Here is a 19,026-nt window from a genome sequence, read left to right as displayed (position 1 = left end):
GTTAGTGGACCGCGTCGCCGGCGCGCGGTCCTTCTTTAATATAGGCGCGGGCAACCGGCGACGCATGGTGGTGAACCATGCGCCAGCCCGCGGGCTCGCGGACAAAGACGTTGGTCGCGGCAAGCAAGTTGTTGCCGACCGCCTCGTTGCAGGTGACGAACGCGACGTCTCCGATGATGTGCGGCACAGGCTCCAGGCAGGCTACCTTGCCGGGCGCGTTCTCAAGAATGCCGACCCAGCTATCGAGAACCCGGGCACGGCCGGCAATCGCCGTCCATCCTGGATGGGTGCACGCAACCGGCGCAGCCTCAGACCAGAGTGCCGCCATCGCGGCACGGTCGCCGGCGCCAAACGCCTGATAGAATGCGTCGTTTGCGGCCAAGACCGCCTCGGTGTCGGTTGTCATTTTGTCCTAACCCTTGCACTCAGGTCGCCGATCATGACCGCTTCGGCGCGCACCGCAAGGGCGCCACCCGCGCAAGTTATCCACATCATTTTGCGGCTCACACCACTCCCCCTCACAATATGTGGTGCCGCATTGATTGACTCCGTGCGCCAGCGCTGACTACCATTCTCGATGCTATGCGCCCTTTTCTTCGCAGGGCAAACATAGCGTTAGTAATTGGTAAGTATGCGAAGCCTTTCTACTTACCGAGGACAGCCCGGAGGGGGGCACAATGTCTAACATCATAGAAATTACCAAGACCTGGATTTACCGGCTTACCGAGATCGGGATCGGATTGATCGCGCTCGGCATCGTCATCCAGATTCTTTTCGACAGGCCGGCACCGTTCCTGCCCGGTGACATCGTCGCCAACCTCACCGGCCTGATCGCCGATCTTGGGTCGAACGGTTTGGTTGGCCTGATCGCTCTGGCCATTATCCTTTATCTCTTTACCAAGCGCGGCACCTAGGGCGGATATTCTCAGGGACTGGATGCCCGGCGTGCCGCGCCGGGCATTTTTTTGCCGATGAACGATCGCAAAGCGGCATCGTCCAAACCTCGGCGACCGCGCAAGGTAACGCCGCAGTCGCTGCGCAATGCGGCGTTGTACTATCTACAGCGCTACGCCTCATCGTCGGCCAATTTGCGCGCCGTACTGACCCGGCGGATCCGGCGCGCCGAGCGCGACCAGGAGATCGACCACGATGCCGCGGCGGGGTGGATCGAGAAGATCGTCGCCGATTTCGAATCCAGCGGATTACTGGACGACAAAACCTACGCCGATGCCCGCATTCAAACGATGTTCCGGCAGGGACGTTCACGCCGCACCATGATGCTGGATCTGCGAAAGAAAGGCGTTGCCGCCGAGGTCGTCGACTCAGCGGTGGGTTCGTTGTCGCAGGAAACCCCGGCGCCGGACCGGGTCGCGGCAATCCGCTATGCCCGGCGGCGACGCCTAGGCCCATTCAGAGCGGCGGATCGGGCGGAACACCGAGAGCGCGACCTCGCTGCGATCGCCCGAGCCGGTTTCGACTACGAGACCGCCCGCTACGTGATCGACGCGGACGATCCGGAGGGACTGGAGGAAGACCCCTTGCAAGCGTGAGCCGGGTGCCTACCCTGTGGTCCCAGCCCCTGAGGAGGCCCCATGACCGTTACCGTCCGCGTCTGGTCCGACTACGTTTGTCCTTACTGTTTTCTCGCCGAACAGCCACTTGCCGACGCCATCGCCCAGAGCGGTGTCGACGCGGCGGTGTCCTGGATGCCCTTTGAGTTGCGCCCCGAACCGACACCGACTCTTCGGCCCGAGGACGACTATCTACAAACCGGCTGGGCGCGCTCCGTCTATCCGATGGCCGCCGAAATGGGCGTCGAAATCCGCTTGCCCGACGTATCGCCGCAACCCTATTCGCGCTTGGCCTTTGAGGGGCATTTGTTCGCGGAAGAGCACGGACAGAGCGCGGCCTACACGCATCGAATGTTTTCGGCGTTCTTCCAAGAGAGCCTGGACATCGGCGATATCGACATCTTGACCGCCCTGGCCCAAGAGATCGCCTTGGACGGCGCGGCGTTTCGCACCGCTCTCGAAGACGGCACCTATGCAGAGATGCATCAAATGCTCCTACGGGTGGCCTACGAGCAAATCCCGGTGACCGCGGTACCAACGTTCTTGATCGGCAACCGCCTATTGCGCGGTCTCGTACCGATCGACGGACTGATCGAGCAACTTCGGGCTGCGGCGTTGGACCCCACGCCGTGACCCACGTGCTGCATCAAATCGACGCGTTCACCGAGGCGGCGTTCGGCGGTAATCCGGCCGCGGTATGCCTTCTCGACGTCGAAGCAGAAAAGAACTGGATGCAGAAGGTCGCGCAGGAGATGAACCTATCGGAAACGGCATTCGTTTTTCGCCGCGACGACGGCGATTGGTCGTTGCGCTGGTTCACACCCGGCGCGGAAGTCGATCTCTGCGGTCACGCGACCCTCGCGAGCGCCCATTTTCTTTGGGACATGGGACTTCTCGATCCCACCGCGGCGGCGCGGTTCCATACGCGGTCCGGCGTATTGACGTGTGTGCAGGCAGAGTCCTGGATCGTAATGGACTTCCCGGCGTTGCCGACCGAGACGGCGGTAGAGCCGGTCGGTTTGGCAGCCGCGCTCGGCGCACACCCCATCGCAGTTTGGCGCAGCACCTGGGACCTTGTCGCCGAGTTCGCGACCGCCAGCGATGTCTGCGACCTCGCTCCCGATTTCCCCGCGCTCCGGCCCTTCGCCGAGCGGGGCGTGCTTGCCACTGCCCCCGGCGACGGTGATTACGATTTCGTCTCGCGGTTCTTTGCACCGGTGCACCGGATCGACGAAGACCCCGTGACCGGCTCGGCACACTGCATTCTGGCGCCCTTCTGGGGTAAGCGCCTCGGCAAAACCCGAATGCTGGCATTCCAGGCATCGGCGCGCGGCGGGGTCCTACGCGTCGAAACAAAGGGCGACCGCATCGACCTTGGCGGCAAGGCAGTGACGGTCATGAGGGGAACGCTGTCATGCTGACATCCGGCAACGACCAACCATGAGCCGATATTTGACATTGGCGTTGGCGGCGCTTCTTGCGGTTGGTTCGCTTCTCGCTGCGGTGTTCACTATCCCCTGGACGTGGATTCCGGCGACCGCGTTTGGCACGCTATTCGTGGTCGGAGTCTGGGACATAACCCAGCGGCGCCACAGTCTTTTGCGCAACTACCCTATCCTCGGTCATCTGCGCTGGTTGTTCGAAGGCATCCGGCCGGAGATCCGCCAATACCTGGTCGAAAGCGATCTCGATGCCGTGCCGTTCAGTCGTGAGAAACGATCGCTGGTCTACCAGCGCGCAAAGGACGAGGTCGATTCAGTCCCGTTCGGTACCGAACTCGATGTCTATGAGGCGGGTTTCTCATGGGTCACGCACTCGATCCGCCCAAAGCCGGTTCCTAATCCGGACTTTCGGCTGAGGATCGGCGGCCCCGCATGCGCAAAACCTTACAACGCGTCGATCTACAATATTTCGGCGATGAGTTTCGGATCGCTCGGCGCCAACGCCATTCGGGCCCTCAATACGGGCGCGAAGATGGGGAACTTCGCACAAGACACCGGCGAAGGATCGATCAGCCGCTATCACCGCGCCGGGGGCGGCGATCTGATCTGGCAAATCGCCTCCGGTTATTTCGGTTGCCGCACGAGCGACGGTCGGTTCGACCCGGCCCGATTCGCCGACCAGGCCGCGAGCGACCAAGTGAAAATGATCGAGGTAAAGCTGTCGCAAGGCGCCAAACCCGGCCACGGCGGCGTCCTGCCTGGCGCCAAGGTCACCGCCGAAATCGCCGAAGCGCGCGGCATTCCTATAGGTTTGACGTGCGTTTCGCCCGGCGGGCATAGCGCCTTCTCCACGCCCCTCGAATTTGTCGCGTTCATTCAGACATTGCGCGACCTGTCGGGCGGTAAACCGGTCGGCTTTAAACTGTGTATCGGGCACCCTTGGGAGTTCCTCGCCATCGTCAAGGCGATGGTCGAAACCGGTATCACCCCGGATTACATCGTTGTCGACGGCAAGGAGGGCGGCACCGGCGCCGCACCGTTGGAATTCCTTAACCGCGTCGGTACTCCCCTGGTCGAAGGGTTAACATTTGTGCGCAACGCGCTCATCGGCGCAGGCCTGCGCGACCGCATTCGCATCGGGGCCGCGGGTAAAGTCATCACCGCCTTCGACATCGTGTGGGCGATGGGTCTTGGGGCGGACTGGTGCAATTCGGCACGCGGCTTCATGTTCGCCCTTGGGTGCATCCAGGCCCAGGCGTGCCACACAAATCGGTGTCCCGTGGGCATTGCAACTCAAGACCCTCTTCGCCAGCGAGCGCTGGTGGTCGAGGACAAGGCGCGCCGCGTCGCGGCATTTCATCGCAATACCATGAAGGCTTTGGCTGAAGTCGTTGCCGCGGCAGGGCTATCTAGTCCCGCCGATGTGCAGCCAGGGATGCTCCAAGTACGCCAGAAGACCGGCGATGTAATCCCGGCGAACGAAGCGTTTCCGGTGCTCGCGCTGGGCGAACTCTTAGCCGGCAGCGAAGACCCTGCGTTTCGCAAGTATTGGGCAATGGCGCGCGCGGCGAGTTTCGACCCAGCGCGTTAGTCGACCGCCGGGATGCGTCCCGAAACCGGGTATTTCGGATCGACAAAGCCATGCGTCGACATCGCACCGCGTGGCACCAGCGAATCGACAAACGCTTCGTCGTCTTCGTGCCACTCCAAGGCGGCGATGCCGAGGTAGTCCTGCCACTGATCGAGCGTCCGCGGCCCGGCAATCACGGAGGTGACGAGCTCGTTGTTCAAACACCACAGGACGGCAAACTGAACCGGGGACATCCCACGGCTCCTTGCGCGCTCTGCGATCTTGGCGGCGATCTCTAGCGACTCGGGTCGCCACTCGGATTCCATCATGCGCGGATCGCTTCGCCCGGCCCGGGTAGCCGGGTCCGGGGCGTCGCCCGCTTTGTACTTTCCGGTCAAAATGCCCCGCGCCAACGGCGAATAGTTGGCGACGCCAAGACCGAAATGTGCGCAAGCCGGCATGACCTCGATCTCCGCCGACCGGCTGACCGCGTTGTAGTTGGGCTGGCACACGATCGGCGGTTGGAGCCCGGCATCGCTGCACAGAAGCACGATCTCGGCAATCCGCCACGATGGGAAGTTGGATACCCCGAGGTAATGCACTTTGCCCTGCGACACCACATGGGCGAGAGCGGCTACGGTTTCATCGAGCGGTGTATCGTAGTCGTCGACATGTAGGTACATGATGTCGACGTAAGGCGTCGCCAAGCGCGACAAGCTATCGTCGACCGATTGCACGATTGCTTTCCGTCCGGATCCACGCTGATTCGGTCCGCGACCGAATGGATTGGCGAGTTTCGTGGCAACGACCCAGGCGTCGCGATCGTTGGCAATAAGTTGACCGGTGACACGTTCCGACTCGCCCTTGTTGTAGACGTTCGCGGTGTCGATGAAATTGATGCCGGCATCTTTTGCGGCCGCCATGATCCGGCCCGCCTCGCCCACGTCTGTTTGGGCGCCAAACATCATCGTGCCGAGGCACAACGGCGAAACGCTCAGACCGCTTGCGCCGAGCCTTCTGTAAGACATGTCCATGGTATTCCTCTCGCGTTATCCCGCCGCGCGCCCGGAACGGGAACGGGGCTAACGGGGCTGGGGGTTGATCAGTTGGTCGATCGTCGTTCCCCAGGCACCGCGGCCCTGCGAATGGGCGATGAGCTCCAGCGTATGATACAGCGGTCGCGCCGTCGTTACTGCCGTCGCCCATCCGTTTTCGATCAGGTAAGCCGCGAGGTCTTCGGCAATGCCTGGTTCAGGAGTAATATGTAGGCAGGTCGCCGCCTCGGGGTTCGGCAGGTCGATCCGCCGTTGGCAAGAAACGACATGCTCGATTTTGCCGCGCAGCGCAACCGCCGCCAAGGTGTCGCACCCCTGCGACCGGCGTGCGTCGCAGCGCCGCCCGGTCGGTATGATCTCGATATCCGCAAGGACGAAACGGCGCCCGTCAATCATCAGCGAGGCGTCAGGCTGAACGACGGCGGGTCCGACGGTCTGCGCGCCCGCGGGGGAATGGAGGAAAACCAGCGACAGGGCCAGCCACAACAAAAGGTATTTCACAGCGAGAATATAGGCATTGGCGGCCCAAAGAACAGATCATTGGCGGTACAAAGATCGCTGTTTCTATCTTAAATACCTCGCATTCACTGTGCGCGCCGTCACCTTCGGGGTGAACGACGTCGCTATCTTCGGGACCAGCGACGATTGCGCGACATGCCGCATCGGAGGACACTTCCTCGCGGACGGTCGACGGGCGACATGCCCGCGTAGGGGAGAAATGCCATGTTGTTGAACAAACCACGGGCCTATGCGGTCATGGACCGTCATGGTTTGGACGGTCTGATCGCCGCGACGCGACAGAATGTCTATTACCTGTCGGACTTCTGGTCGCATACCTTGATGGTCGAACGTTCCTTCACGACGTTTGCCGTTTTGCCTCGCCGCGAGGACGCACCCGCGGCACTGGTCATGGGGATGACCGAAAACGGCCGACTGGCGGAGGAAGGGACGTGGATCGACAACATCGTTGGCGTTACCGGGCGGGCGTCGCCGACGGCCGCGAATGTCGGCGGCGACGAGAAGCTCGACCCGTTGAGCGTCTACCTGATCGGCCAGGAAGACCGCCTGACCGACCGTGAACGCGGGTGGATTGCCGCGGCCCGTTCGCGGAGCGACCATCTGGAGCGCACACCGGCGCTCGGTTTAAAGCGGGCCTTGATGGACGCCGGCCTTGAGAAGTCGCACGTCGGGACGGACGATCCACGGTTGATCGATTGGGTCAACGCGATGGGATTGGACGGATTGACCGGGGTCGATGCGACCAACGTGTTCCGTGAGATCCGCATGGTGAAAAGCGCCGACGAGATCGCCCTGCTCCGCGAAGCGGCCCACCGCAACGAACACGCCGTGGAGACCGCTATCGCAGCCATTAAAGACGGCGCCTCGGCTGAAGACCTTGAGCGTGCTTACAAGGTTGCGCTCGCGGCACAGGACGGGGTCGGGCTGTACATCTTGTTCGGGATGGTGCCCGGCATGCGGCATGGCAAGGTCGTCAAGGGAGAGCCCTTCCTGGTCGATGCTCTGGGGACCTATCGGCACTACCACGGCGACCTTGGCCGCACGGTCGTCGTCGGCGAGCCCGACGCAGAGACCAAGAAACGAAATCGCGCCATGCAAATCGGCTGGCAAACCGCCTGCGACATGATGAAACCGGGCTTGAAAGGATCCGACATCGTCAAGAAAGTCATGGACGTCATGCGCAAGGAGGGTTTCCCATCGTTTAACCACTGCGTTGCGCATACCGTCGGGTTGGAGCATACCGATCACCCGATCCCGATCGGACCGGACGGGCTCGGTGCGACACCCGACTTCACCATCGAAGCAGACATGGTGCTGAATGTGGATATGCCCTATCAGGAATACGGCTGGGGCTCGATGCACATCGAAGACACCTTGCGGGTTACCAACGACGGCTTCGAACCGTTGACCAGCCTGAAAACCGACATGCGAATTTTGTGAGGACGCCATGCAGCACCAAACGACGCGCGGTAAAATCGTCTATTTGCGGGACGGCGAAGAGACCGGCCGCGAGTGGTTTACGGTCACCAAACACCAAGACGGCCGGCGCGGTTTCCGCGCCATGTGCGAGATGGACGACCACGACCTCCTTCGCGATGTGACCTACAACGTCGGACCGGCGTGGGAACCGTTGGATTGCTTCGTGCGCCTAACGGAACACGATTCCTTTGTCGGATCGTCCTGGTTCCGCTTCGACGAACGGGGCGGCGAATGCGAAGGTTTCACGGTCAATGAAGGACGGTTCCGTCAGCGTATCGACGTAGGTCACCGACCGCCGTCTTTCGGCGCCCATCCGATCATTTGCGACATGTGGCATTTGTCGCAGTTCGACCGCGCGGGCCCCAAACGCCAGACGCTGAAGAACATCATGCTGTCCTCGCCAAAGCCCGACGGCGGTTCAGGCCCGATGTTGGCCTGTCACGACCTCACAATCGAATACTACGGCGTTGAGAGCGTCACGGTACCCGCCGGCACGTTCGACGCCGACCACTTCGCATTCGTTCTGGGCGCTCCGCATCCCGCAAACGAGGAACTGTGGTGCGTCGGGCCCGACATCCTACCCATCAAGATCGCCTACCCGATCTATGGTTCAACCTACGAACTGGCCGAATGGTTCGAGGAGTAGCGACAGCACGCGCGACTAGGGTTGCGCGCCCGCTGCCCTGAGCGCCTCGACCATCGCCATGTAGCCGCGCCCAAGCGCCAATGCCAATGGGCTGACGCCGCTGCGGTCGGCCAGATTGACGTCGGCCCCCGCCGCAACGAGGTCGCGCACGATCGCGGTATGGGCGGGGCCGCCGTCGCCAAGGACGATCGCTTCGATCAGGGCGGTCCACCCGAGGTTGTTGACGTGGTCCAGGGGCGCGCCTGCGGCGATCAACTCCCGGACAACCGCGACGCGCCCGAGGTGCGCGGAGGCGATGAGCGCAGTGCCCTGATAAGGGCTGGTGATTAGTCCCGGATTCGCGCCGGCGGAAATCATGAGACGAACGGTCTCGACATCGTCGATGACGCCCGCAATCGTGATGACATCGTAGCGCTGATTGTCGAGTGCGTCCGAGTCGGCACCCAAGGCAATCAAGACGGCGATCGCATCGTAGTGCCGGCCATAGGCCGCGACCATTAGAGGCGTTCGCCCGTGCGAATCGCGTTGGTTGAGGTCCGCACCCGCCGCGGCGAGTGCCCGGATTGCCGCAACGTCGCCGCGCGCCGAGGCCGCGAGCAGGCCCTCGTAACTGGCAGATTCGTCGGCGCTCGGCGCAATCTGGATGAACCCGAGAAGACCGTGGTCATCGCCAAGAGCGCCATCTGCGAGAATGCCTGCCCGCCCTGACCCGGTGGCAACAACCATTAGGAACGCGACGGCCATTCCGATGCCTAGGCGTCGGTAACCGTTGGGGCGGCGCGTTAGAAGCTTGCTCATCGGGGCTCCCCGTTTGTTCACTGTTGCTCCCAAGTTCGCGCCGAAACAAAGCCAACGGGCGCAGAAAACAGCGGTTTGGGAGGGGCCGCAAAAAAAAGGGCCGCAGGGTTGCCCCGGCGGCCCTTCGATAGGCGAACCCGACGTTAGTTGAGCGTCAGGCTATGAAAGTTGTAGCGCTGGAGAACATTGGTGAACCCGCTGACGCGCTTGTTGAGGCCCGTCATGTCGACCAGTTCTACGAAGAACAGGTTCGGCGCGTTGTCGTGATTCAAGACCATCAGTTCTTGAATCAACTTGCGCCGTTTCTCGACGTCGAACTCTTGCTCGGCTTCGGTCAGCTTGGCTTCTTCCGCGGCATCGCAATGCGACGCGAACGGTGCCTTGCGGCAGGTTAGGTTCGGATAGGCAAAGGTCGCAATGGCCGGATCGTTATGGCATGAGTTCTGGAAAATATCCGAGAAGCCCATCCCGCCTTCGGGACCCTGTTTTTTGCCAAACCAATTATCGAGCCATTGTGGGAACGTAATCGGTGTCAGTTTGGTCCGAATGCCGATCGCCGAAAGCTGCTGGGCGGCAAATTGATAGATTTCGCTATCAGCTGGAAAAGCGCCCGGAATGACCATCGCTTCGGTGTCGAATCCGTTGGGGTAGCCCGCGTCAGCGAGCAACTGTTTGGCCTTCACCGGATCGTAAGGATAGGCCTTCACGTCGGGGTTGTAGCCGAACGTGCCTCGCGTCGCGCACTGTCCGGCAGGCACCGTGATACCGCCCAGCAAGTCGTTCGCCATCGCGGCCCGGTCGATCGCTAGATTGGCCGCCTGACGCACGCGGACGTCATGGAAGGGGCTGTTCTTACGTACCGACATGAAACGCCAACCCATCGCCGACGGGCGCTCGGCGATATCTACCTTGTTCCCGCTGTCCTCGAGCTGAGTCTTGGCGTCGAAAGACACACCTTGAGCGATGTCCAACTGGTCGGACTCGATACCCGACACGCGGGCGGCGGCATCGGCCAGCGCAACAATGGTCAGATGCGCATACTTCGGCGGACGCACACCGGCGTCTGCAAAAGCGTCGAGTTTGATCGTCCCGTCGACGCCGCCGTCATAAGAAACGACCTTGTAGGGGCCCGTACCGATCGGGTTGCGAGAGAAGGACTCCCGACCCTGGTCGCGCCACGCCTTCGGCGCCGGAATCCAAAAACTCGCGGCAAAACGCGGAAACTCAGGGTTAGGCGTCGCCGTCTTGAACTCGACGGTGTAGGGATCGACTTGGGCGACGGAAACCGCCTTGAGCTGGTTGGTGTTGGTCCGTTCGGCGACGAGTCCCAGAGCCTTAGCTTCCGGAGTCAGCATCCAATTGAAGAGAGTGACCACCGCATCGGCGGTGACTTCTTCGCCGTTGTGGAACTTGATTCCCTTTTTCAACGTCACATGCCAAGTCGTTTCATCGAGGTTCTGCCACGACTGGGCCAACATACCGACGATGTCACCCTTCTCGCTGATCTGGGTCATCGAATCGTAGATCGGATAGAGCGAGTAGACCGCCGGGCTCGCGCCACCAAACTCGGGCAGGCCCAGGCCGGGTGAAATCGTCTGGGTGGCAAATCGAATCGTCTTATCTTGAATCTGGGCGTTGGCCACGCTGGCCGAAACACCCAGTGCCGCGATCGCGGCGGCGCCAAGCAAGGCGCGCAGACGCTTAGAACGCATAGAAAGTCTCCCTTTGTCCTCCCAAGGGCCATCCCCGTTCGGCGGCCCAATGGTCGCATTCTAGGCCTGAGGGTGACATCACGCAAAGAGAAGACAGGCCAGGCCAAGGAGGCCTCTGCACGCGGTTCCTAGGAAGCAGATTCGGCTATAGTTGCAGACCCCGCGTTTGCACAACGGCCCGACCATGAAACCCCAAGCCATCGGCGATATTGTCGTCTCCAAGCTAATCGAAGACATCCACCCCTTCGACACAGCGACCGGCTTGCCCGACGCGGAGGCGGCGGTTTTAGTCGCCAACCGTGAATGGCTCGCCCCTCACCTATACGACTTCGCTGCCGATACCCTGCTTTTGTCGTTTCATACGTTTATCGTTCGCACGCCCAGGCATACGATTCTTGTCGATACCTGCATGGGGAACGACAAAGAGAGGCCTTGGTCGGAGATCTGGCACCATCGGCGCGGGCCTTACCTCGACCAAATGATTGCGATGGGGGTAGCGCCGGAGGAGGTCGACTACGTGATGTGCACGCATCTGCACGCCGATCACGTCGGCTGGAATACACGCCTGCTGGACGGCCGATGGGTTCCGACGTTTCCCAACGCCAAATACATATTTTCCAAGCTGGATTACGACCACTACGCGGGAAGCGATCCCGACGATCATAGCCACAACGCGTTTCGCGATTCGGTTCTGCCGATCGTCGAGTCCGGCCAGGCTGTCTTGATCGGCAATGACTTTGCCATCGACGAATCGGTCACGATCCTACCGACGCCCGGCCACACACCGGGACACTATTGCGTACGCTTAGCCTCGCGCGGGCACGAGGCTATTCTCACCGGCGACCTCATGCATTTTGGCATTCAAGTCGCTCGGCCCGATTGGAGCGCCGCATTCTGCGTGGATCGTGTCGCCTCGGCCAGGACGCGAATGCGGTTCGTCGACACCTACGCGGAGTCTGGCGTCCTGATCATGCCGGCGCACTTCCCCGGTCCGACCTGCGGCCACATTGTCGGCGACGGCGATAGTACTCGGTTTTTGTTGGCCGAGTAGAGCGACACGATGGAACTGTATGCGACCGTCGTCGTCCCCATGGCGGTCTTTACTTTCGTCGGAACGATGACACCCGGGCCCAACAACATCATGCTGGCCGCGTCGGGAGCGAATTTCGGATTTCAGCGAACCGGGCCGCACATGATCGGCGTTGGCCTTGGCGCGACGTCTCTATTGTTTGCCGTCGCTTTGGGCATGGGCGCGGTGTTCGCGGCGGTCCCGTCGTTGCAGTTGGCCATCAAGATTGCCGGCGCGGTTTTTCTTCTTTACCTCGCATGGCGGATTGCCACAGCGACGCCCGCGGTGCACGACCGAGGCCAAGGAAAGCCGCTCAAGTTCATCGAAGCATTTGGGTTCCAGTTTGCCAACCCGAAGGCGTGGACGATCACAGCCGGTGCGGCATCGACGTTCATGCCACCCGATGGGGGCGCGGTCCGAGGCGCGCTCGTACTTGCGCTGACATTTGCCATCGTCGCCATCCCCGGGATTGTATTGTGGACCGCCTTCGGTGTCGGCATTGGGCACCTCTTGACATCGGGGCGCGCTCACCGCGTCTTTAACGGCGCAATGGCTCTCTTGCTCGTGGCCGCGGTTGGCTTGCTCTTCGCGTCGTAGTCTCGGCGTCGGGTTACACGCCCGTTCCGGGGCAAAGGGGTATCGGCGCGCCCGATGCCGACGCCGTCCGAACAACGAAATCAGTTGCCGTCACACCCGGCGCGCGCCAGCCGGCCCCCTGACACCCGCGCGCTGTGCCACGGATGATCCGACGCGTGCCATCGGGCGCGAGATAATGAAGTTCTATATCCAGGCCGACAATCTGTAAGAGGCCGGGTTCGTCGAGCTCGACGATCCGTTGCTCGACCGGCCCTACCGGCACCAACCAGGTCCGAAAAGCGGTCGATTCGAAGTCGGCGAGCGCGACAACGACAAAACGCAGGTCGACCGATTCACCGGAAAGCACGTCGAAGGTATTGCCTCCCGGCCCGGTCAGACGCACCGCGCGGTCGTAGGTATTGACGACACGCAACGTCAGTTCTGGCGACTCCGCCAGCGCCGCGCGGTGGCGCGATTGTTCCGGCGGAACGGCTGAACAGGCCGCAACAAGCAACGACACCAGCCCTAAGAAAACCAGGGCCCGGATTCCGGATCGACTTTCCGTTCGGCGAGGCATGTCCGTCAATTCATCCGCAGGATCGGTTTGATTGCGACACCCGATTCAGCATCGGCCACCGCTTGGTTGATATCGGCGAAATCGTACCACGATACCAGCCGCTCGAGGGGAAAGCGCTCGGACGCAATCAGATCGGCGAGGCGGGGGATAAAGACGTGCGGGACGCTCGAGCCCTGGACGATCCCGCGCAAGGATTTGCCGTGGATCAACATGTCGAAGGGGACGATCGGTGTGGTGCCGCGTCCTACCGGCGAGGCCACGAACCCGCACACGCCCCGCGAGGCAAGGCTCGCAATCGCCGCGGCAAACGACGATTCGACCGCGGCGGTTTCCAAGGCATAGTTCGCGCCGCCGCCCATCAGATCGCGGACCCGTTCGGCAACGTCGCCGTCGCGCGCGTCGACGGTGTGGTGGGCACCGAGTTCCCGGGCGAGTTCGAGGCGCGACGGCACAACATCCACGGCAACGATGCGGTCCGCGCCGGCTAGCGAGGCGGCCATGACCGCACTCAACCCAACAGCACCTGCGCCAAATACGGCAACCTTGGCACCGTGTTCGACCTTGAGTGAATTGAGGATCGCCCCGGCCCCGGTTTGGATACCGCACCCCAAGGGGCCGAGCAACGCGAGCGGAGCATCGCCGGTAACGCGGATTGCGTTCCGCTCCGTCGCCACGGCGTAGGTCGCGAAGGAAGATTGTTGGAAGAACGCGCCGTGCAGCGGCGCACCGTTCAGGCTCAAAGCTGTCGTTCCGTCGAGCCGAGTGCCTTTGAACTGCAGTGCGTGGTGGTCGTCGCAGTGGGCCGGCGCGCCCGATTCGCAGGCTAGGCACTTACCGCAAAACCCGAACGTCAAGACAACGGCGTCGCCGACCGCAAGGCGCGTGACGTCAGCGCCGATCCGCTCGACGATCCCCGACCCTTCGTGACCCAGCACAATCGGTTTGGGCACCGTGTCGCGGAACTTGATGTCGGTGTGGCAAATCCCGCTGGCAACGATGCGCACGATGACTTCGTCCGACCGCGGTTCGCCGATCTCGATCGAATCAAGCGCGAACGGTCCTGCTGCCGTGCGAAGTATCGCGGCTGTCGCCTCCACGCCCTGCCTCCTCGGAAAAGCAGGGATTGTCGCAGTATTGGGCGGCGTCATCCAGCCTGGCCTCCGGCAAACAAAAACCCCGCGGGTTGCGCGGGGCTTTCGATTTCTAACGGACGAAGGAGATTAGTTGGTCTTCATCTCCTTTTTCATCTTGTCGCCCTTGGCCATCGCGTCGTCCTTCATCTTATCGCCCTTGTGCATGCCGTCCTTGGCCATGTCGTCTTTCATCATTTCGTCCTTCTTCATGGCCGCGTCCTTGCCCATTTTGTCGTCTTTCTTCATCTCGGCCGCGACCTGGAAGGTGCCGTCTTTTTTCATGCCGTCGGCGACGGCGATCGACGCCGTGCCTGCCAGCGAACCCGCTATAACAGCCGCGGCGAGCGCGGCGGAAACGATCTTGTTCATGGGAGTCTCCCGGAAACTGAATAGAGGAGCGATATTGCTCAGTCGCCACTATGGCCTGACCGGGTCACGCAAGCCTCACGCGTTTATCACAAAAGCGTCCCGGCGCGTGACGCCTAGGCGAGGGTCTAGGCTGTGGCGAGGGGCAGGTCGAAGGTAAAGCGGGTGCCCTCGCCGAGGCGGCTCTTGACGTCGATCGCGACGCCGTGGAGCTGCAGAATACGGCGGGTGATGGCGAGACCGAGACCGGTCCCCTCGACATCGTCGGGCCGGTGACTTTCGACCCGGTAGAAGCGTTCGAAGATCTTCGGCAGATCGGCCTCGGGAATGCCGACGCCGGTATCGGCGACCTCCGCGCTGAGCGCCTGACCGCGCGGGGTTACGGCGATACGGACGGTGCCACCGGAGGGCGTATATTTGATCGCGTTTTCGATCAGATTTTCGAGGACGCGTTCGATCAAAGCGATATCGCCCGAGACGAACGGTGCATCGCGCGGAATGTCGGTCTCCAGCGTCAGCGATTTTTGTTCGGCCTGGAGGGCGAATTTCTGAGTCACGTCCTGGGCAAGTTCAGACATCGAGAACGGCTCGAACGCCGGTAGCGCGTCGGTGTTGTCCAAGGTCGCGAGCTCGAAGAGCTCTTTGATCAACCGCCCGAGGCGGGTGCCGTGGTTCAAGGCCAGCCGCAGGTAGCGTTCGGTTTCGTCGCGGCCCAGTACATCTTGCTTCATCAGCAAGGTCTCCAAGTAGCCCTGCAGCGACGCGAGTGGCGTGCGCAAATCGTGCGACACGTTGGCGATCAACTCGCGGCGGCTTCGGTCGCTATCGTGGAGTTGTTGAATTTGATCGGTGATACGCTGGGACATTTCCTCGAACGTGAGCCCGAGCTGGTCGATCTCGTCGGCGCCCGCACCCCGGCGCCAAACGCGGGCCGGCAGGGGTTCGGCAAACGATGTCCGCCGAAAGCGATCGACCTCACTCGTGAGCCTGCGCAACCGAGCGGTGATCGCGCGAAACGAGAGGACCCCCGCCGCTGCCGCCAGCACCAGCCCCACTGCGGCGATCCCCGTGATAATGCGGAGGATCAGGCTGCCCTCGAACATGGCTTCAACCGAATCATAGAGTTGTCCGCCCAGGACCACGTAAAGATAGCCCGCCATCGCATTGCCCTCGCCGCTGATCGGCGCCACCGAGAAGACCTTGGTACCGGTCGGGTCGCGCGGATCGGTGCCCCGAATCGGCAGGCTTCGGCTGCCCTCGAGGAAAGCGCGAATCGGCGCCATGTCGATGCGGTCGCGCTTGACCGCGCCTTCGGGCGCCGAAAAGGCCATGAGCCGGCCCTGGGTGTCGGTGAGATAAAGTTCGATCGCCGGATTAACCACCATGAGGTTCTCGAACACCGCCCTGAAGGCGGCCAAATCGACATCGCCGCCCGGCAGCAGCGTGTTGTGATCGACCAGACTTTGGGCGAGGGCGAAGTGCAGCTTTTGGTTCACTTCTTCGAAGTGCAGGCGGGTGAAGCTGATCGTGAGTACGACGTAGGTCCCCGCCAGCAGCGCAATCACTACCAAGAGGGCCGCGATGAGTTTCGCGTTGAGGGTGCGCAACATGGCTAGCTCCGCGCCGCCGCCTGCGCTACATGTTCGGCGCGGTCGTTGAATTTATAGCCGACTCCCCAGACCGTCAGGATGTGATCGGGCTTGTGCGGGTCCGCCTCGACTTTGCCGCGCAGGCGATTGATGTGACTGTTGACGGTGTGCTCGTACCCGTCGTGACCGTAACCCCACACGAGATCCAGAAGCTGCGCGCGCGTGTAGACACGACCGGGGTTCTTGGCGAATTGGACCAACAGGTCGAACTCGCGGGCGGTGAGGTCGATGTCGCGCCCGCCGACGGTGACCTTACGAGTGGCCCGTTCGATGACGATATCGCCGGCGGCGATGGTCTCGTTGGCCTCGTCGGTCTTGGACCACGATTCGCGGCGGCGAAAGATCGCCTTGACTCGCGCCAGCAGTTCGCGAATCGAAAACGGCTTGGTGAGATAGTCGTCGGCGCCGGTCTCCAGGCCCAAGACCCGGTCGACCTCCGCTGACTTCGCGGTGACCATCAGGATCGGGGTGAAATTCGCCTCGGCGCGCAAGCGGCGGCACAATTCAAGGCCTTCCATCCCGGGCAACATCAGATCGAGGATAATCAAGTCGTAACCGCCGGCCCTGGCTTTGTGCAGACCGGCGACGCCGTCGCCGACGACGGTCACATCGCAATCCTCGTCCTTGAGATGCAGCGCGATCAGGTCGGCAATATCCTGACTGTCTTCGATTACAAGGACGCGGCGGGTCATTTCACAAATATCCTAGGCACTACGCCAAGCTTGCACATAGCGAACCGACTTCACAAAAGATTCACGGTCGTACATTTCATTGCGGTACAAGCCGCATTCGACACATCGCGGTACACGCCGTAATCGACCGCAGCAACCTATTCGGGCATTCGCCGCCCGACGATCTTGCTATTCTACCACCGCTGCGCGTTAGGTGCGCGGCGAGGCCGGGCGGCCCCTGGGGCTCGCCCTCACGACATGCGAAGGGAATGAGCATGAGCCAAACGGACACGGACTTCGATGATTGGGTGGGTCGCAGCGACCAACGGACGGACGTGATGACCGTCGCGCCGGTCTGGGGGTTTTACGATGCGTTGGATTACACCCATGAGCCCAAGCCCGGCGAGCCAATCCCACCCGGGGCGCACTGGTGCTATTTCCACCCCCATGTGCCGATGAGCGAGGTTGGCACCGACGGTCACCCCAAGCGGGGCGGCTTCATGCCCGACCCCGCGGGCCTGCCCCGGCGAATGTTCGCGGGCGCCCAGATGGATTTTGTCGGGACCATTCGAATCGGCGACACCGTGACTCGGACCCAGGAAATCGTCTCGGTCGTGCCAAAGGACGGCAAGACCGGACGCCTTTTGTTCGTGAGCGTGCGGGAAACCTATGCCGGGCCCAAAGGCGTCGAGATGGTGCAAAAGAACGACATCGTCTACCGCGAGGCGGCCGCGGGCGGGACGAATACGCCGCCGCCGCCCAAAATGGCACCCACGACCGCGCAATGGAGCCGGACGGTCACGCCCGACCCGGTCATGCTGTTCAAGTACTCCGCCGTGACGTTGAACGGACACCGTATCCACTACGACAAGCCCTATGCGATGGCGGAAGAGGGCTATCCGGGCCTGGTCGTGCATGGACCGTTGATCGGCACGCTCTTGATGGACCTGTGCCGGCGGGAACGGCCCAAGGAGAAGCTCGCATCGTTTTCCTTTCGCGCGGTCGCGCCGATCTTCGATACGGCCCCGTTCACCGTCAATGCCGCGGCGAAGAACGGCGGCGGCGACGCTTGGACGTTGTGGGCGGCGAACGACCAGGGGCACCTGTGCATGCAAGGCGAAGCAACCTTCGAATGAGGTTTGACCGATGACGGCAAAAGCAAAAATGCGGGTCGGGATCGTCGGGGCAACGGGCCTCGTCGGGCAGGTCATGCGCACCCTTTTGGCCGAGCGCGATTTTCCCGTAGGCGAGCTTCGGCTCTTTGCGTCCGCGCGCTCGGCTGGCAAGAAAATCCGGTGGAACGACAGCGACATCGTCGTTGAAGACGCGGCCACCGCCGACTATGCCGGGCTCGATATCGTCTTTTTCTCCGCCGGCGGATCGACGTCGTTGGCCCTGGCACCCGTGGTCGCCGCGGCGGGCGCAACCGTGATCGACAACTCGTCGGCCTGGCGGATGGACCCGGACGTGCCGTTGGTCGTGGCCGAGGTCAACCCGGAGGCGCTGCGACACATTCCCAAGGGGATCGTTGCCAACCCCAACTGTACGACGATGGTCGCGATGCCGGTGCTGAAGCCGTTGCACCGGGCAGCGGGGCTCAGCCGGTTGATCGCCAGCACCTATCAGGCGGTGTCGGGCGCAGGCTTGGCCGGGATCGACGAACTGAACGCCCAGGTCCGCGGCGCGCAAGCCACCGAGCCCGAAGTGTTCGTGCATGGCGGCGGGGAGTACGGGTTTCCAGCACCGCAAAAGTGGGCGGCGCCGATTGCCTTCAACGTGGTGCCGCTCAATTACCGCCTCGTCGAGGACGGCTACACCGAAGAGGAAATCAAGTTTCGCGACGAAAGCCGGAAGATCCTGGGCATCCCCGGTCTGCCGGTGTCGGCGACGTGTGTGCGCGTGCCCGTCTATACCGGGCATTCGGTCGCGATCAATGCGGCGTTCGAACGGCCTCTATCGGTCGAGACCGCCCTCGGCTTGCTCTCAACTGCCGATGGCGTCGTGGTGAGCGACGTGCCCAATCCCCTGATGGCGACGGGCCGCGACCCGGTTTTCGTCGGCCGGGTTCGGGCCGATCCTACGGTGCCGCACGGCCTGACGCTGTTCGTCTCGGGCGACAACATCCGCAAAGGCGCGGCGCTGAACGCGATTCAGATCGCCGAGGTCCTGGCGGCCGGCTCCGCCTAACCCTAC

The 19,026-nt window shown here is 62.3% G+C and carries 21 protein-coding genes; 11 read left to right on the top strand and 10 right to left on the bottom strand.

Annotated features, from left to right (window positions below; all coding sequences use genetic code 11):
- Position 1 precedes the first annotated feature (1 nt).
- Entirely contained in the window at positions 2-406 is a 405-nt protein-coding gene (locus RID42_06625) for a nuclear transport factor 2 family protein (GenBank protein ID MEQ8247340.1), read from the bottom strand.
- A gap of 271 nt (positions 407-677) precedes the next feature.
- Here RID42_06625 and RID42_06620 point away from each other — a divergent pair, with 271 nt between their 5' ends.
- From RID42_06620 to RID42_06600, 5 genes are read left to right on the top strand one after another with little or no spacing between them, the layout of a single operon-like run.
- Positions 678-914: a hypothetical protein gene (locus tag RID42_06620; GenBank protein ID MEQ8247339.1), complete on the top strand. Its 237-nt coding sequence runs from the start codon at positions 678-680 to the stop codon at positions 912-914.
- 57 nt (positions 915-971) lie between these two features.
- Positions 972-1,550, top strand: coding sequence for a RecX family transcriptional regulator (locus RID42_06615; GenBank protein MEQ8247338.1), 579 nt, complete (start codon positions 972-974; stop codon positions 1,548-1,550).
- A gap of 42 nt (positions 1,551-1,592) precedes the next feature.
- Positions 1,593-2,204, top strand: coding sequence for a DsbA family protein (locus tag RID42_06610; GenBank protein MEQ8247337.1), 612 nt, complete (start codon positions 1,593-1,595; stop codon positions 2,202-2,204).
- Positions 2,201-2,992: a PhzF family phenazine biosynthesis protein gene (locus RID42_06605; GenBank protein MEQ8247336.1), complete on the top strand. Its 792-nt coding sequence runs from the start codon at positions 2,201-2,203 to the stop codon at positions 2,990-2,992. The genes RID42_06610 and RID42_06605 overlap by 4 nt, the downstream gene beginning before the upstream one ends.
- Positions 2,993-3,011: 19 nt before the next feature.
- Positions 3,012-4,604 (top strand): FMN-binding glutamate synthase family protein, encoded by a 1,593-nt coding sequence (locus RID42_06600; GenBank protein ID MEQ8247335.1) that lies wholly within the window; start codon positions 3,012-3,014, stop codon positions 4,602-4,604.
- Here the strand turns inward: RID42_06600 and RID42_06595 are convergent.
- Together RID42_06595 and RID42_06590 are read right to left on the bottom strand one after the other, a co-directional pair.
- Positions 4,601-5,611, bottom strand: coding sequence for an aldo/keto reductase (locus RID42_06595; GenBank protein ID MEQ8247334.1), 1,011 nt, complete (start codon positions 5,609-5,611; stop codon positions 4,601-4,603). The genes RID42_06600 and RID42_06595 overlap by 4 nt on opposite strands.
- Before the next feature lie 54 nt (positions 5,612-5,665).
- Positions 5,666-6,139, bottom strand: coding sequence for a hypothetical protein (locus RID42_06590; protein MEQ8247333.1), 474 nt, complete (start codon positions 6,137-6,139; stop codon positions 5,666-5,668).
- Positions 6,140-6,361: 222 nt separating this feature from the next.
- Between RID42_06590 and RID42_06585 the strand changes: the two genes are divergently transcribed.
- Together RID42_06585 and RID42_06580 are read left to right on the top strand one after the other, a co-directional pair.
- Positions 6,362-7,597: a Xaa-Pro peptidase family protein gene (locus RID42_06585; GenBank protein ID MEQ8247332.1), complete on the top strand. Its 1,236-nt coding sequence runs from the start codon at positions 6,362-6,364 to the stop codon at positions 7,595-7,597.
- 7 nt (positions 7,598-7,604) lie between these two features.
- On the top strand, positions 7,605-8,282 hold the full coding sequence (locus RID42_06580; GenBank protein ID MEQ8247331.1) for a hypothetical protein: 678 nt from the start codon (positions 7,605-7,607) through the stop codon (positions 8,280-8,282).
- Between the two features lie 15 nt (positions 8,283-8,297).
- Here the strand turns inward: RID42_06580 and RID42_06575 are convergent, their stop codons facing one another.
- Positions 8,298-9,080, bottom strand: a complete 783-nt coding sequence (locus RID42_06575; protein ID MEQ8247330.1) for an ankyrin repeat domain-containing protein — start codon at positions 9,078-9,080, stop codon at positions 8,298-8,300.
- Between the two features lie 143 nt (positions 9,081-9,223).
- Positions 9,224-10,792 carry an ABC transporter substrate-binding protein gene (locus tag RID42_06570; protein ID MEQ8247329.1) on the bottom strand — a complete coding sequence of 523 codons (1,569 nt, stop codon included), beginning with the start codon at positions 10,790-10,792 and terminating at the stop codon, positions 9,224-9,226.
- A gap of 184 nt (positions 10,793-10,976) precedes the next feature.
- Here RID42_06570 and RID42_06565 point away from each other — a divergent pair, with 184 nt between their 5' ends.
- Together RID42_06565 and RID42_06560 are read left to right on the top strand one after the other, a co-directional pair.
- Complete coding sequence (locus RID42_06565; protein ID MEQ8247328.1) at positions 10,977-11,843, top strand: MBL fold metallo-hydrolase; 867 nt, start codon at positions 10,977-10,979, stop codon at positions 11,841-11,843.
- Positions 11,844-11,852: 9 nt separating this feature from the next.
- Entirely contained in the window at positions 11,853-12,458 is a 606-nt protein-coding gene (locus RID42_06560; protein MEQ8247327.1) for a LysE family translocator, read from the top strand.
- Between the two features lie 13 nt (positions 12,459-12,471).
- On the opposite strand, the gene RID42_06555 is transcribed toward RID42_06560, so the two are convergent.
- The 5 genes from RID42_06555 to RID42_06535 all read right to left on the bottom strand — a co-directional run bounded on the left by RID42_06555 (position 12,472) and on the right by RID42_06535 (position 16,854).
- Positions 12,472-12,957 (bottom strand): hypothetical protein, encoded by a 486-nt coding sequence (locus RID42_06555; GenBank protein ID MEQ8247326.1) that lies wholly within the window; start codon positions 12,955-12,957, stop codon positions 12,472-12,474.
- 62 nt (positions 12,958-13,019) lie between these two features.
- A complete protein-coding gene (locus RID42_06550; GenBank protein MEQ8247325.1) occupies positions 13,020-14,111 on the bottom strand; it encodes an NAD(P)-dependent alcohol dehydrogenase in 1,092 nt (363 codons plus the stop codon).
- Positions 14,112-14,234: 123 nt separating this feature from the next.
- A complete protein-coding gene (locus RID42_06545) occupies positions 14,235-14,516 on the bottom strand; it encodes a pentapeptide MXKDX repeat protein (protein ID MEQ8247324.1) in 282 nt (93 codons plus the stop codon).
- A 125-nt stretch (positions 14,517-14,641) separates the two neighbouring features.
- Entirely contained in the window at positions 14,642-16,123 is a 1,482-nt protein-coding gene (locus tag RID42_06540; GenBank protein ID MEQ8247323.1) for an ATP-binding protein, read from the bottom strand.
- A 2-nt stretch (positions 16,124-16,125) separates the two neighbouring features.
- Positions 16,126-16,854 (bottom strand): response regulator transcription factor, encoded by a 729-nt coding sequence (locus tag RID42_06535; GenBank protein ID MEQ8247322.1) that lies wholly within the window; start codon positions 16,852-16,854, stop codon positions 16,126-16,128.
- Positions 16,855-17,108: 254 nt separating this feature from the next.
- On the opposite strand from RID42_06535, the gene RID42_06530 reads away from it, so the two are divergent.
- Together RID42_06530 and RID42_06525 are read left to right on the top strand one after the other, a co-directional pair.
- The gene (locus tag RID42_06530; protein MEQ8247321.1) at positions 17,109-17,969 is read left to right on the top strand and encodes a MaoC family dehydratase N-terminal domain-containing protein; all 861 of its coding nucleotides are present in this window, start codon (positions 17,109-17,111) and stop codon (positions 17,967-17,969) included.
- Between the two features lie 10 nt (positions 17,970-17,979).
- Positions 17,980-19,020 carry an aspartate-semialdehyde dehydrogenase gene (locus RID42_06525; GenBank protein ID MEQ8247320.1) on the top strand — a complete coding sequence of 347 codons (1,041 nt, stop codon included), beginning with the start codon at positions 17,980-17,982 and terminating at the stop codon, positions 19,018-19,020.
- The last annotated feature ends 6 nt before the right edge of the window (positions 19,021-19,026 follow it).

It is taken from the genome of Alphaproteobacteria bacterium (assembly GCA_040216735.1).
Taxonomy (GTDB): Bacteria; Pseudomonadota; Alphaproteobacteria; order SHVP01; family SHVP01; genus CALJDF01.
Note: the sequence above shows the minus strand (reverse complement) of the source record. Positions and strands in the feature narration are given on the sequence as shown.

Coding starts and splice junctions, on each gene's coding strand:
- RID42_06525 (MEQ8247320.1), top strand. CDS start 17,980: ATGACGGCAAAAGCAAAAATGCGGGTCGGGATCGTCGGGGCAACGGGC.
- RID42_06545 (MEQ8247324.1), bottom strand. CDS start 14,516: ATGAACAAGATCGTTTCCGCCGCGCTCGCCGCGGCTGTTATAGCGGGT.
- RID42_06625 (MEQ8247340.1), bottom strand. CDS start 406: ATGACAACCGACACCGAGGCGGTCTTGGCCGCAAACGACGCATTCTAT.
- RID42_06615 (MEQ8247338.1), top strand. CDS start 972: ATGAACGATCGCAAAGCGGCATCGTCCAAACCTCGGCGACCGCGCAAG.
- RID42_06610 (MEQ8247337.1), top strand. CDS start 1,593: ATGACCGTTACCGTCCGCGTCTGGTCCGACTACGTTTGTCCTTACTGT.
- RID42_06540 (MEQ8247323.1), bottom strand. CDS start 16,123: ATGTTGCGCACCCTCAACGCGAAACTCATCGCGGCCCTCTTGGTAGTG.
- RID42_06535 (MEQ8247322.1), bottom strand. CDS start 16,854: ATGACCCGCCGCGTCCTTGTAATCGAAGACAGTCAGGATATTGCCGAC.
- RID42_06595 (MEQ8247334.1), bottom strand. CDS start 5,611: ATGTCTTACAGAAGGCTCGGCGCAAGCGGTCTGAGCGTTTCGCCGTTG.
- RID42_06620 (MEQ8247339.1), top strand. CDS start 678: ATGTCTAACATCATAGAAATTACCAAGACCTGGATTTACCGGCTTACC.
- RID42_06565 (MEQ8247328.1), top strand. CDS start 10,977: ATGAAACCCCAAGCCATCGGCGATATTGTCGTCTCCAAGCTAATCGAA.
- RID42_06530 (MEQ8247321.1), top strand. CDS start 17,109: ATGAGCCAAACGGACACGGACTTCGATGATTGGGTGGGTCGCAGCGAC.
- RID42_06585 (MEQ8247332.1), top strand. CDS start 6,362: ATGTTGTTGAACAAACCACGGGCCTATGCGGTCATGGACCGTCATGGT.
- RID42_06560 (MEQ8247327.1), top strand. CDS start 11,853: ATGGAACTGTATGCGACCGTCGTCGTCCCCATGGCGGTCTTTACTTTC.
- RID42_06575 (MEQ8247330.1), bottom strand. CDS start 9,080: ATGAGCAAGCTTCTAACGCGCCGCCCCAACGGTTACCGACGCCTAGGC.
- RID42_06570 (MEQ8247329.1), bottom strand. CDS start 10,792: ATGCGTTCTAAGCGTCTGCGCGCCTTGCTTGGCGCCGCCGCGATCGCG.
- RID42_06580 (MEQ8247331.1), top strand. CDS start 7,605: ATGCAGCACCAAACGACGCGCGGTAAAATCGTCTATTTGCGGGACGGC.
- RID42_06600 (MEQ8247335.1), top strand. CDS start 3,012: ATGAGCCGATATTTGACATTGGCGTTGGCGGCGCTTCTTGCGGTTGGT.